This is a genomic window from Thermus caliditerrae (assembly GCF_021462525.1).
Classification (GTDB): domain Bacteria; phylum Deinococcota; class Deinococci; order Deinococcales; family Thermaceae; genus Thermus; species Thermus caliditerrae.
Genome location: NZ_JAKEDT010000035.1, coordinates 1 through 12,629 on the forward strand (window position 1 = coordinate 1; position 12,629 = coordinate 12,629).

Here is a 12,629-nt window from a genome sequence, read left to right on the forward strand (position 1 = left end):
CCCCCAGCACCTCTACGCCGGGCGGGCAGACCTGGTGGCCTGCTTCGGGGGGCGGGTGGTGGTGGTGGACCTGAAGACCTCCTCCCGGGTCTACCCGGAGCACCTCCTGCAGGTGGGGGCCTACGCCCTGGCCCTGCGGGCGGAGGGGGTGGAGGTGGAGGGGGGCCTGGTCCTCTCCCTGGGGGACGGGCTCCGGGTAGAGGAGGTACCCTGGGAGGAGGCGGCGGAGGCCTTCTTGGGCCTCCTGAGGGTCCACGCCTTCCTGCGGGGCCTCACCCCCTGAGGACCCGCTTGTACCAGACCTTGAGGGCCTCCAGGTCCCCGCACACCACCGCCCGGCTCCCGTCGGGGTAGAAGCGCACCTCGTAGCGCCGGGGGAACTCGGGGAGGAAGCGCTCCACCTTGGGCCACCAGTCGGGTACCGCCTGGGGCAGGAGGACCAGGTAGAAGGGCCCCGTGCCCGCGATCCCCATCACCTGCCCCTTCCCCAGGGCCGGGGAACTTTCGCCTACAGGAAGAGCGGGCTTGCCGATGGGGGGAGAAGCCCCTTGGCCTCCGCCAGGGCGAAAAGCTTTGCCACCGCCTTTTCCCCCTCTTCCCCCACGTCCAGGCTGAACTCGTTCACGTAGGTCCTCACGTGGGCCCAGATCACCTCCTCCGAAAGCTCCTGGGCGTGGGCCTTCAGGTAGGGGAAGGTTTCCTCCGGGTGAGCGAAGGCGTACTCCAGGCTCCTCCGCACCGCCTGGTCCAGCCCGCGGATGAGCGCCTCCCCCAGGTCCCGCCGGGCCAGGATGGCCCCCAAGGGCAGGGGGAGGCCCGTCTCTCCCTCCCACCACTCCCCCAGGTCCAAGAGCTTCGCCAGGCCGTACTGGGGGTAGGTGAAGCGGCTTTCGTGGATGATGAGGCCCGCCTCCACCTCCCCCTGGGCCACCAGGGGCAGGATCCGGTCGTAGCGCACTTCCACCGGCACAAATCCTTCCGCATACAGGGAAAGGAGCAAAAAGGCCGTGGTGTTCCGGCCCGGGATGGCCACCCGCACCCCCTCGAGGCTCCCCAGGGGCCTTTTCGCCACCAAAAGGGGCCCCACGCCCCGGCCCATAGCCCCCCCGCTCCTCAAGGCCACGTAGCGCTCCCGCACCCGGCCGTAAGCGGCGTAGGAAAGCTTGGTCAAAGGAAGCCTCCCCTCCAAGGCCCAGCGGTTCAGGGTCTCCACGTCCTCCAGCACCGCCTCCACGGGCCGGGGGCTTTCCACAAGGCGGTGGGTCAGGGCGTAGAAGATGAAGGTGTCGTTGGGGCAAGGGGAGTAGCCCAGCTTGAGCGTCTCCACAGCCCCTACTGTACCCCCTTGAGGGCCTTCTTGAAGAGCTCGGGGGCAAAGGCCTTGAGGGCCCGAAGGAAGCCGGTGGCCCCCCGGGCCCGCCCCGGGATGATGTGGACCGGGACCCCCAGGCGCTCGGCCTCGAGGCGCACCGGCTCGGAAAGGTCGTGACCCACGTAGCTGGAAACGATCATGAGCCCGTGGGCCTTCTCCAAGCGGTTTTGGATGCGCCTTAGGGCCTCCTTCCCCACCCCGGCACTGTCGGCGTCAAACCAGTCCACCTGCAACCCCCGGGACTCCAAGAAGGGCTTCAAGCGGCTTCTGAGCTGGGTGTGCCCCCCCACCACCAGGAGGTGCTCCCCATGGAACTGGGGCAAGGCCTCCTCCAGAAGCTCCTCCTGGCTTTCGGGAAGGGCCCGGGGCTCCTCCCCCAAAGCAGCAAGCCCCCGGCCCACCGCCCTGAGCTCTTCCAGGTAGAGGGAGAGGCTTTCGTCGTGGGGGCGGAGGAAGAGGAGGTTGCGGAGCACCTCCCGGGCCAGCTCCAGGTCCTTTTCCCGGTAAAGCGCCACCTCCAAGGCCTTCTGCCAGTACTCCGCCGCCTGCCGCCAGTCCCCCTTGGCCTCGTGGTGCTCCGCCAGGTCAAAGAGCACCTCCAGGGCCTGGGGGTGAGCTCGGAGCTCCTGCAACAAAAGCCCCTCCACCTCCTCCACCCGCCCCTCGGCGTAAAGGGCCGCCAGGTACTGCCCCCGCACCGCCTCCGCCTCGGGGCTTTCCCGAAAAGTGCGGGAGAGGCGGTAGGCCAAGGCCAAAAGCTCCAAAGGCGGCCTAGGGGTGCGGCTCAGGGCCTGGTAGAGGACGCTGAAGGCGGCCCAAGGGCCTTCCAGACGCTCCAGGAGGGAAAGAAGCCCCTCCAGCTCCTCCTCGCCCACCCCTTCCTCGGAAAGCCCCGCGTCCCGGGCCCGGGAAAGAAGCTCCCGCGCCAGAACCTCCTCGTCCCCCGCCAAGGCCTCCTGGGCCAGGCGGAAGAGGTAGGGGGCGGGGTAGGCCCTAAGGGCGTGGGCCCGCTTGTGGTCCCCCAAAACCTCCCTTAGGGGCCGCCTGAGGGCCCGCTTCACCTGGGCCAGGTGGTGGAAGGCCAGGCCCGCCACCTCCCCCTCCCCGTGCCGGGCCGCCCGCTCCAGAAGGTAGAGAGCCTCCCGGTAGCGGCCCTCCCGCTCCCGGAGCATGCCCAGGAGGAGGAGGGCTTCGGGGATCTCGGCCCGGGCCAGGGCCTCGGTGAGGTAGGGTTCCACCGGCTTGAGTTCCTCCAAGGAGCGGAGGTCCAAGGGGGAGCGCACCCGGAGAGCGGAAAGGGCCAGGCCCAAGAAGCCCTCGGCCTCGTCCAGGTCGGCAAGGCGGCGGGCATAGCGCTCCGCCCGGGCAAAGAGGCCCTGCAACAGGGCCGCCCTCAGGCCGAGCCTGAGCATCTCCCGGGTGAGGAGGCCCGGGGCCAGGTCCTCCACGAACTCCGCCCGGCGGCTCACCTCCGCCCACTCCCCCTCCCGGGCGAAGCGGCGCATGCGCTCGGTGATGCGCTCCAGGGCCTCGCGCACGTATCCTTCCGCCTCCGGAAGGCCCGACTCCACGAACTGCCGCAGGGCATCGGCGTACCGGCCCAGGCTCAGGTAGACCCGGCCCAGGTAGAGCCGGTAGCGCCCGCCCCTGCCCGCCAGGGCCTCGAGGCGCCCCCGGGCCCTTTCGTACTGGCCAAGCTCCACCAGGACCAAGGCCCTGAGGTCCTCCGCCTCCTCACTCATGGCCCGCTTCAGGCACTCTTCCGCCTCAGCAAAGCGGGAGAGGGCGAAAAGGGCCCGCCCCCTGAGGTAGGCCGCCTCCCCTGTCGCCCCCTCGGGCAGGCGGACCAGCACCTCTGCGTACCGCCCCGCCGCCAAAAGCTCCCGGGCCTCGGCCAGGTCCAGGCTCTGGGCCAACGCCGGCACCGGCGCCAAGGCCTCCTCCTCCCGCAAAACCTCCTCCAGCCATTCCTCCTCCAAGGCCAGGGCCTCGGGCCTGCGGGCCAGGACCAGAAAGTACTCCCCCTCCCCCACCCGCTCCACCTCCTGGAAGCCGAGCCTGCGAAGCCCCTCCTCCACCCCTTCAGGGCTCTTGCCCAGGAAGGGCCCGTGGCCATAGACGAGGAGCCCTCCGGGCCGGAGGAGCCTGGCGAAAAGGGGAAGGCGTTCGAAGAAGGAGAAGCGCTTCCAGAAGGCTTCCGGCTCCAAGCGGCTTTCCAGCTCCTGGTCCACCAACCCCTCGGGGAAGACGGAGAGGAGCAGCAAAGTGTCAAAGGGCGGCAGGTCAGCCTCCTCCGCCCAGGCCAGGTGCCAGGCCACCTCGGGCACCCGCTTTTTCCCAAGCTCCACGGCCTCCTCCACCCCGTCCAGGGCGTGGAAGGAAAGCTCGGGCCGCTTCCTTTGCAAATATCCCACCAAGGCCCCGGTGAAGGCCCCCACCTCCAAAACCCGTCCCTCTAAGCGGGAAGGCACCTCCCGGGCGTAGAACTCCAAAAAGGGCAGGTGCATGCCGTAGACCAGGGCCTCCCCCTTAGGCACCTTGAGGATCTCCTGGTAGAAACTTCGCACCGCCTCCCTGCCGCCCCCCGAAAGGTAGGCCCGCCAGGCCCGGAGGAGGGGCTCCCTTTTGGCGGGGCTTCCCACCCGCTTGGCCAGCTCCGCCTCAAAGCGTCCTGGGGACACCGGCCCCAGAACGCTAAAACGCTCCTTCAGGTAAAGCCTCAGCTCATCGGGCATCTGCCGGGAGTTTACCAAAGGGGAGAGGGATGGGTCCATAAGCCAACCCCGCCCAGGGCCCACCCGGGCGGGGCCAGCAGCGGCCTAAGTACCGCCACGCAAAGGTTACCCCATCGGCCAAAGCCAAGGTGGCATGCGCATGGCCTCTTTGGGCCCCCGTCGCGGCGCAAGCCACGATGGGGTACTTAGGCGGCCACTTCCGCGGCGAAGAGGTCGGCGTAGCGCCGCTTAGCCCTGGTCTTCGCCCGGTGCCAGACGTAGGAGGCGAGGAGGGGGAAGGCCAAGGTGGCCTCGGCGAAGACCATCTGGGAAAGGGCGGCGTCCACCTTACCCCAGCTTTGGGCCTCGGAGAGGGTGGAGCCGGAAAGCCCCCCGTCCCGCTCGTCGGCCACGGTGATCTGGATGGCGTACTTGTGCATCTCCACCCGGTGGCCCAAGACCTCCGCGGCCACCACGATGTCCTGGGCGAAGTTCTTGGGCACCCCGCCCCCCAGCATCACCAGGCCCGTGGTGCCCGCCTTGAGCTTGATCTCGGTGAGCTCGCGGAAGTCGGCCACGGAGTCGATGGTCACGTGGGCCTTGGGGTTTTTCACCTGGTGGTAGACCAGGCCGAAGCCCGCGGAGGAGTCGGAGAAGGCGGGCACGAAGATGGGCACCCCCTCCTCGTAAGCGGCCCGGACGATGCTCCCCTCCCCTAGGCCCCTTTCCGCCAAGTAGCGGCCCATGTGCCAGATGAACTCCCGGCTGGAGTAGGGGCGGGGCTCCAGGGCATCGGCGATCTCGGCGATGGTGTAGTCGGTGTGGCGGAGCTCCTCCTCGTCGATGTAGGTGTCGTAGATGCGGTCGATCCAGAGGCGGCGCAGGGTTTCGTCATCGGCCTTGGGGTCCCCCTGGTAGTGGCGGTGGCCCAAGGCTTCAAAGAAATCCTGGTCCACAATGTTGGCGCCGGTGGCCACGATGACGTCCACCAGGCCTTTGCGGATCAGGTCATGGATGATGAGGCCCTGACCGGCAGAAACCAGGCTCCCCGCCAGGGTGAGGATGACGGTGGCGTCGTCCTCCAGCATGCGGAGGTAGATCTCCGCCGCCCGGTGGAGGTTCCTCGCCTGGAAGGCGGTCTTGCCCATGGCCTCGAGGATGGGTCCGGCGTCGAAGGCCTTGATGTCGATGGGGACCACGGGCGTAGAGAGGAGTTCCTTCTTCTCCATCCTGCTCCTTTCTACGCGGGGTGGGCGTCGGGCGGCTCCCCCCTTTGGCGCCCCCTGCCTTTTAGGGCAGGACTTCCAGTATACCACCCCCCGCGATGGGGGGGTAGACCTCGAGGGGGCCCTCCACGGGCTCGTCGGGGTCCACCACCCGCTCCCCCACCGCCAAAAGCCAGGCCTCCTCCAAGGGAATGCCGAGCTTTTCCAGGGCCTCCCGGGGCGTTTTGGCCTCCACCCAAAGGCGCTCCCCAAAGCGCCTTAGGTCGCCGTGCAGGACCACTTCCATAATCCCCTCCCTTTGGGGTTCCCGCCGTAGCCCAAGCCGCGACGGAGCCTTCAACCCTTTGCCGCTGGACCCTTTCCCCGCTTCTTCCGGCAGGGGCCCTAGTACCCTTTCACCGGGGCCCCCACGCAGACAAAGTCTGCGTGGGGTGATATTAGTACCCCTCCCGCACCACGTTTAAAAGGGGCTCCCCCCGCAGGTACCGCAGGACCTGCTCCGCCAAAAACCGGGCCGCCCGGCGGGCAAACCCCTCGGAAAGCCCGGCCACGTGGGGGGTAAGGAGGAGGCCAGGAGCCCGCCAGAGGGGGTGGTCCTGGGGCAGGGGCTCGGGGTCGGTGACGTCCAAGGCCGCCCGCACCCTCCCCTCCTTTAGGGCCTCCAGGAGGGCCTCCGTGTCCACCACCGCCCCCCGGCCCGCATTCAGGAGCAGGGCTCCCGGCTTCATCCGGGCCAGGAACTCCCGGTCCACCAGCCCCCGGGTCTCGGGGGTGAGGGGGAGGAGGACCACCACCGCCTCCGCCCGGGGCAGGAGGTGGGGCAGGTCCTGGGGGGTGTAGACCCCAGGGCGGGCGTGCCGGGCCACGGGGAGCACCTCCACCCCGAAGGGCCTAAGCCTGGCCTCCACCGCCTTCCCGATGGACCCGTAGCCCAAGAGGAGGACGGCCTTGCCCTCCAGATCGGAAAGCCGTTTGGGGGCCCAGCGCCCTTCCCCCTGGGCCTCGAGGAAGCCCGGCAGGTCCTTCAGGAGGGCCAGGAGGCCCATCACCACCCACTCGGCCACGGGGGCGTCGTGGATGCCGGAGCCGTCGCAGAGCACCACCCCCTCCGGCACCAGGGGCAGGATCCAGTCCACCCCGGCGGACAGGGTCTGAACCACCTTGACCTCCACTTGGGCCAAAACCTGCCGCACCACCTCCTCCTGGCCGAAAGGAGGCAGGAAGAAGTCCACCGCCTTGGGCCAAGGCTCGTCCAGGTAATCTACTTCCACCTCTTCGGGTAAAAGGGCAAAGACCTCTTCCCTAAGCCTTGGGCTCAAGATGCGCACGCTAGCCTTCCGGCTGACCACGGATCACCTCCATGTACACATCCTCCCTTCCCTTAGGCCCCAGGCCCAGGCCCACCTGGCGGAAACCCGCCTTCTCAAAGGCCCGTCTGGCCCTAAGGTTATGGGCAAAGGTGCGGAGCTTTACCCGCGTAAGCCCCAAGGGACCGAAGGCGTAGGACAAGGCCGCCCGCACCGCCTCCGTGCCGTAGCCCTGGCCCCAGCGGTCCTTCCGCCCGATGAGGATGCCCAAGGTGGCCTCCTCCGGGGTGAGGTCGTAAAGCTCCAGGGTGCCCAGATACTCTCCCCTCTCGTCCAGGATGACAAAGGCCAGGCGGTCCTTGCGACGCATCTCCGCCAGGACGAAGCGCTTGAAAAGCCAGAAGGGGGTGCGCAAGGGGCTAGAGCCGTTCCACTCCGCCACCTCGGGGTCGCGGAAGGTCTCGTATAGGCCCTTCCACTCCTCCTCAGAAAGCCCCGCGCCAAAGGGCTTTAGGGTGACGCGGCCATAGCGGGGCCAGTCCACAAGGATAGCCTACCGGGAAAAGGGAAGCCCCCGCNAATCCTCTTCTCCTGGCTCACCTGCCACACCGCTTCAAAGGCGCTCCTCATAACCCGCTCTAGCCGGGCGTTGATCTCCTCCTCAGTCCAGAAGTAGGAGTTGAAGTCCTGCACCCACTCAAAGTAGCTCACCGTCACCCCGCCCGCGTTGGCGATGACGTCGGGCACCACCAGCACGCCCTTTTCCTGAAGGATGTCGTCAGCGGTCGGGGTGGTGGGGCCGTTGGCCCCCTCGGCGATGATCTTGGCCTGGATGCGCCAGGCGTTTTGCTCGGTGATCTGCTTCTCCAAGGCGGCGGGGATGAGGAACTCCGTGGGTACCGCCCAGAACTCGGGGTTGGGCAGCGGCTCGGCCTTGGGGTAGCCCCGCACCCCCCCGTACTCCGCCACGTGCTTGAGGAGGTCGTAGGGGTCTATGCCCGCTTCGTTGTAGATGGTGCCCGTGTGGTCCTGCACGGCGATGACACGGGCCCCATGGTCGTGGAAGATGCGGGCGGCGGCGTTGCCCACGTTGCCAAAGCCCTGGAGGGTTACCCGGCTCCCAGCGATGGGGAGCCCGATCTTCTCCGCCGCCGCGGCGGCGGTGACGAAGACGCCCCGCCCGGTGGCGTCCCGCCGGCCCAGGGAACCCCCTAAGGCGATGGGCTTGCCCGTCACCACCCCGGGCACGGTGCGGCCCACGTTCATGGAAAAGGTGTCCATCATCCAGGCCATCTCCCGCTCGCCGGTGTTCACGTCAGGGGCGGGAATATCCCGGTCCGGCCCCAGGAGGATGCCCACCTCGGAGGTATACCGGCGGGTGAGGCGCTCCAGCTCGCTCGGGGAAAGCTTTTTAGGGTCCACCCGTACCCCGCCCTTACCCCCTCCATAGGGCAAGCCCACAGCGGCGTTTTTAATGGTCATCCAGGCCGCCAGGGCCATGACCTCGGAAAGGGTGACATCGGGGTGGTACCGCACCCCGCCCTTGGCGGGGCCGCGGGCGGTGTTGTGGTGGACCCGGTAGCCCTCAAAGTGGGCCACGGTGCCGTCATCCAGATGGATGGGCACGTCCACGATCAGAACCCGTTTGGGCCTTTTCAGGCTTTCCGCCAAGGGAGCGTACCGCCCCAGGTAGGGGACCACCCGGTCCACCTGCTCGGTGAAGATCTCCCAGGGGCCGCCGTCCTTGCCTAGGTAGGAAAGGGACTCACTCTTCATAGACAGGCTCCTTCCACTACGGGTACACGCCGCGAAGCCGGGTGGCCTCATTCACCCGCTCCAGGGCCAAGGCCAAGGCTCCCGTGCGGAGGTCCGTGCTCAGGCCCTCCGCCCGCTCGCACACCTCGGCCACCGCACGAGCCACGCTTCTCCGGAAGCTTTCCCGCACCTCGCTCTCGCTCCAGAAGAACATGTTGAGGTCCTGCACCCACTCCAGGTAGCTGGCGAGTAGACCGCCTCCACTCGTCAGGAGATCGGGTACCACCAAGACCCCTTTGCCTAGGAGGTAAGCCTCTCCCTCCCGGGTCAAGCCGAAGTTGGCGGCCTCCAACACCGCCTTGGCTTTCACCCCTTTGGCCCCTTCCTCATCCAAAGCGCCCTCCATGGCCGCCAGGACCAGGTAGTCCACAGGCAGGCCGAAGAGTTCCTCCGGCGCCAGGTCGTAACGGGGCAAATCCCCGGTGGCCTCGTAGTGGCGCAGGGCCTCGGCCACATCCAGCCCTCCCTCTGCGTACATGACGCCCCGCCTCGTGGATACCGCCACCACCCGGAGGCCCATGGCCTCCGCATGCAAGGCGAAGCTTCCCCCCACCTGGCCGAACCCCTGCACCGCCACCCGGGCCCCCGCCAGCGGCAAGCCCTGCCTCTCGGCCAGCTCCCTCAGGACCAAGGCCACCCCGAGCCCAGCGGCGTCGTCCCGGCCCTCCGTTCCCCCTAGGGCGTGGGGCTTCCCCGTCACCACCCCGGGCACGGTGGAGCCCACGGTCATGGAGTAGGTGTCCATGATCCAGGCCATCACCTGCTGGTCCGTGCCCAGGTCAGGACCCAGCACGTCGATGTCCGGGCCGATGAGGTTCACCAGCTCGGCGGTGTAGCGCCGTACCAGCCGCTCCAGCTCCCGGGGGGAAAGAAGCCTGGGGTCGGCGGCAATGCCCCCCGCCGCTCCGCCAAAGGGGAGGTCGTAAACCGCGGCCTTTAGTGTCATCCAAGCCGCCAAACCCGCCGTCTGCCCCAGGGTTACCTTGGGGTGGATCCGCACCCCTCCCTTGGCGGGCCCCCGGGCGATGTCGTGCACCACCCGGTAGCCGTGGAAGACCCGCACCTTGCCGTCATCCATCACCACCGGCAAGGAAACCGTCACCAGCCGCTTGGGGTGGGCCAGGTATTCCACCGTCATGGGGTGGAGATGGGCCACCTTCAGGGTCCGCTCTAAACGCTCCAGGAAGAGCTCCCAGAGGCCAGCGTCCTCCGGGGGGCGGTATGCGGGAAGGGCCATAGCATCACCGAGGGGGATTATACCCCTTCCCTAGGGGACGAACGGCCCTCAAGCAAGCCGCTCGGCCTCCTTCAAGGCCAGGCCCTGAAGGGCCTCCTTGTAGGGGGATTCGGGAAGGGGCATTAGGGCCTCCGCCGCCATGTGGGCGCGCTCGCGGATGCGCCTTTCCACCTCCTCGGCCACCCCGCTTTCCCAGGCCAGGGCGCGAAGGCGCTCTAGGTCCCCCGGCTCCCGCCCCTTGCGGCGCAGGACCTCCCGCACCTCGGGGAAGCGCTCCATGAGAAGGAGGGTGATGAGGGTAGCCTTGCCCTCCCGCACATCCCCCCCCACCGGTTTGCCCAAGGCCTCAGGGGTGCCCATAAGGTCCAGGTAATCGTCCCGCATCTGGAAGGCCTGCCCATAGAGGAGGCCAAAGCGGGCCAGGGCCTGGCGCACCTCCCCATCCACGCCCTTGAGGAGGGCGGGGCCCTCCGTGCAGAGTTCCATGAGCACCGCCGTCTTGGCGGTGATGATGCGCTCGTAGTTCTCCAGGGAGTAGTCCTCCAAAGCCGTCACCTGGAACTGCAGGACCTCTCCTTCCGACAGGGTCTTGGCCACCTGGGCGAAGCGCTCCACCAGCTCCATGCGCCCGGTCTTGGCGATCACGTGGAGGAGGCGGGAGAGAAGGAAGTCCCCGGAGAGCACCGAAACCGCGTTCCCGTAGCGGCGGAAGGCCGCCTCTTTGCCCCTGCGGGTCTCCGCGTCGTCGATGAGGTCGTCGTGGAGCAGGGTGGCGGAGTGGAGAAGCTCCACCGCCAGGGCCAGCTCCATCTCAAAGGGTGCCCCCCCGAGGGCCCTCGAGGCCAGGAAGACCAGCCGGGGGCGGATGCGCTTCCCCCCTGCGGTCACCAGGTCCTGGTGGATGAGGCGCACGAAAAGGACGTCGGACTGGACCAGCTCGGAAAGGGCCTCCTCAAAGCGGAGGAGGGGGGCCTCGAGGTCGGGAAGGACCGTCACGCCCCCCAGTATAGGCCAAGGGCCCCGGGCGTACCCGGGGCCCCACGCCTTTTTCGCGCTTACGGACCCGTGGGGGCAACCACCGCTACGGAGCCCCCCTGCGCCGCTCCTTGCACCCTATCCTGCTCAAAGACCACCAGGACATCCCACACGCCCACATCGCCTTCCGAGAAGGGCCGGCTCACCGACACCAATCTGTCCTGGCCTCGGTAGGACTCCACGATCTGGCCATCCTTCCGCAAGAGAAGCACGTAATCGGCAGGAGCAGGCTCAGGAGCAGGCTCAGGAGCAGGGTCAGGAGCAGGATCAGGAGGAGGGAAGCCGAGGAACTTGACCGTCCAGGTAGCGCTATCTCCTGGCTTGACCGGTACCGAAGAGGTAGAAACAGAGATGTTAGCCACTGGCGCCTTGCCGCGCCGCACGTCCACGTCAAACTCCTGAATGTTCCTGAGGGTCAGGTTGTCCGCATCGATGGCCACCACGCGGAGGCAGTAGAACCCGTCCCGAATGTCAGGATGTCCATCCAAAGGCACCTCCATGTGGAAGAGGCCATAGGGTGCCGCCTCGTAACGGAGCAGGTAGTTTTCCTGCCCAGGAGCGGCGCATGTGCCCGCAATCATCCGCACTTCCACCGCATGCACCCGCCCGGAGTCGTCCGTCACATCCCCAACAATGTGCAACGTATTTGCCGCCAACACCGTTCCCTGCCGCGGCGCGTAGATCACCAGCGCAGGAGGCAGGTTGGAGGAAACCTCCACGGAAACCAGCCGCTCTTGGTAGAGGCGGAAGGTTGTTCCGTTGACCTCTACGAACCCCTCCACCACCAGGCGGTAGAGGTCTGCGGGCACATTCCCCAGGTCAAAGCTGGCTTCCACCACGCTGTCCGCATTATTCGCAGGCTGCGCCCCATTCACCAAGAGGGGCACTTCCTGCACCAGGCTACCGCGGTAGTCGTAAACCCGGGCCCACAGGTTGTTTCCATTCTGGGGTATCCAGGAGAAGGGGGTACCCTGCTTGGTCACACTTGCCCGCACCTGGAACTGGACCCCTACCGCCTCCCCTTCCGCGGGGTTCAGGATGCTCAGCGCAGGGGGTACGCCCTGATTGCGCACGTTCACCTGGATTTCCGCGGGGTCGCTCCGGTTGCCCGCATCATCTATGGCAATCGCTTTCAGGACCACGGGTCCATCTGCAACCTCCAGGGTGTCCCATTCAGGAGGATCAAAGGGCGGGGTGAGGGTGCGCCACAGGGTCCCTCCCACGTAAATCCGCACCTCCCCAACACTTTGGTTGTCTAAAGCGCGCACCCGTAGAGTAACCCTTCCGGCAACGTTTTGCCCGTCCACCGGGTCCAGCCATTCCACAATGGGCTTCTCGAGGTCAGGGTTGTTGACCTTCACCTCGAGCGCTGCCGTGCTCTGCAGACGGTTTTCATTCTCGGCTATGGCCTGGAGCGTTACCTCCCTATTAGGCAAGCTGGAGGTATCTAAGGTCGCATCCCAGTAGATGCCGTCTGTGGAGGTAGCGTCCACCGCAAAAAGTGCGGAACCGTTAACCTCCACCAGAACAAAGGCACGCCGCACCCCAGGGGTATCCTCTGCCTTAATCCGAAGGTTCACCCGACCGCTCACCGCCAACCCCGGCGACGGTGCCACCCACTCCACCACGGGAGGCTCCGTGTCCACATCAACCCGGATGGAAGCAAAAGCCTCGTTGCCGGCCAAATCCCTAACCCGAGCAGTCAGGGTGTAACGGCCATCTTCAGAAATCAACCAAGAGTCCCCTGCCAAAGGAACACCATTCACCTCGTACACAATGCCACTGGGATCAGGGTTCAAATCCAGGACACGAACCTTCAACGTAAAGGGATTGGGAGCACCCCGGCGAATCTTTTGACCCTCCACCGGGCTCTCCCACACCACCTCCGGCGGCGTGTTGTCCACCGTCACCGTCAAACGCGCC

Annotated in this window: 11 protein-coding genes and 1 pseudogene; 1 reads left to right on the forward strand and 11 read right to left on the reverse strand. The window is 67.1% G+C overall.

Annotated elements, in window-relative coordinates:
* On the forward strand, positions 1–283 hold a 283-nt coding region (locus L1088_RS12120; protein WP_234555305.1), incomplete at its 5' end, for a CRISPR-associated protein Cas4.
* Here L1088_RS12120 and L1088_RS12125 read toward each other — a convergent pair.
* The 11 genes and pseudogenes from L1088_RS12125 to L1088_RS12175 form a co-directional block, all read right to left on the reverse strand.
* On the reverse strand, positions 273–473 hold the full coding sequence (locus L1088_RS12125; RefSeq protein ID WP_234555314.1) for a hypothetical protein: 201 nt from the start codon (positions 471–473) through the stop codon (positions 273–275). The two genes, L1088_RS12120 and L1088_RS12125, sit on opposite strands and share 11 nt — an antisense overlap.
* 35 nt (positions 474–508) lie before the next feature.
* Positions 509–1,327, reverse strand: coding sequence for a menaquinone biosynthesis family protein (locus tag L1088_RS12130; RefSeq protein WP_234555306.1), 819 nt, complete (start codon positions 1,325–1,327; stop codon positions 509–511).
* 5 nt (positions 1,328–1,332) lie between these two features.
* Complete coding sequence (locus L1088_RS12135) at positions 1,333–4,107, reverse strand: DUF2325 domain-containing protein (RefSeq protein WP_234555307.1); 2,775 nt, start codon at positions 4,105–4,107, stop codon at positions 1,333–1,335.
* 185 nt (positions 4,108–4,292) lie between these two features.
* A complete protein-coding gene (locus tag L1088_RS12140) occupies positions 4,293–5,315 on the reverse strand; it encodes a 1,9-bis(guanidino)-5-aza-nonane synthase (RefSeq protein ID WP_234555308.1) in 1,023 nt (340 codons plus the stop codon).
* A gap of 61 nt (positions 5,316–5,376) precedes the next feature.
* Entirely contained in the window at positions 5,377–5,598 is a 222-nt protein-coding gene (locus L1088_RS12145; protein ID WP_234555309.1) for a hypothetical protein, read from the reverse strand.
* A 151-nt stretch (positions 5,599–5,749) separates the two neighbouring features.
* Complete coding sequence (locus L1088_RS12150) at positions 5,750–6,640, reverse strand: 2-hydroxyacid dehydrogenase (RefSeq protein ID WP_234555315.1); 891 nt, start codon at positions 6,638–6,640, stop codon at positions 5,750–5,752.
* Between the two features lies 1 nt (position 6,641).
* Positions 6,642–7,163 (reverse strand): GNAT family N-acetyltransferase, encoded by a 522-nt coding sequence (locus tag L1088_RS12155; RefSeq protein WP_234555310.1) that lies wholly within the window; start codon positions 7,161–7,163, stop codon positions 6,642–6,644.
* Between the two features lie 35 nt (positions 7,164–7,198).
* A pseudogene (locus tag L1088_RS12160) lies at positions 7,199–8,395 on the reverse strand (Glu/Leu/Phe/Val family dehydrogenase); the annotation flags it as partial.
* Positions 8,396–8,411: 16 nt separating this feature from the next.
* Positions 8,412–9,671 carry a Glu/Leu/Phe/Val family dehydrogenase gene (locus L1088_RS12165; protein ID WP_234555311.1) on the reverse strand — a complete coding sequence of 420 codons (1,260 nt, stop codon included), beginning with the start codon at positions 9,669–9,671 and terminating at the stop codon, positions 8,412–8,414.
* A gap of 48 nt (positions 9,672–9,719) precedes the next feature.
* Positions 9,720–10,667 carry a polyprenyl synthetase family protein gene (locus tag L1088_RS12170; RefSeq protein ID WP_234555312.1) on the reverse strand — a complete coding sequence of 316 codons (948 nt, stop codon included), beginning with the start codon at positions 10,665–10,667 and terminating at the stop codon, positions 9,720–9,722.
* Positions 10,668–10,726: 59 nt separating this feature from the next.
* Entirely contained in the window at positions 10,727–12,352 is a 1,626-nt protein-coding gene (locus L1088_RS12175; RefSeq protein ID WP_234555313.1) for an Ig-like domain-containing protein, read from the reverse strand.
* Between the last annotated feature and the right edge of the window lie 277 nt (positions 12,353–12,629).

Coding starts and splice junctions, on each gene's coding strand:
- L1088_RS12135 (WP_234555307.1), bottom strand. CDS start 4,107: ATGCCCGATGAGCTGAGGCTTTACCTGAAGGAGCGTTTTAGCGTTCTG.
- L1088_RS12140 (WP_234555308.1), bottom strand. CDS start 5,315: ATGGAGAAGAAGGAACTCCTCTCTACGCCCGTGGTCCCCATCGACATC.
- L1088_RS12125 (WP_234555314.1), bottom strand. CDS start 473: ATGGGGATCGCGGGCACGGGGCCCTTCTACCTGGTCCTCCTGCCCCAG.
- L1088_RS12145 (WP_234555309.1), bottom strand. CDS start 5,598: ATGGAAGTGGTCCTGCACGGCGACCTAAGGCGCTTTGGGGAGCGCCTT.
- L1088_RS12165 (WP_234555311.1), bottom strand. CDS start 9,671: ATGGCCCTTCCCGCATACCGCCCCCCGGAGGACGCTGGCCTCTGGGAG.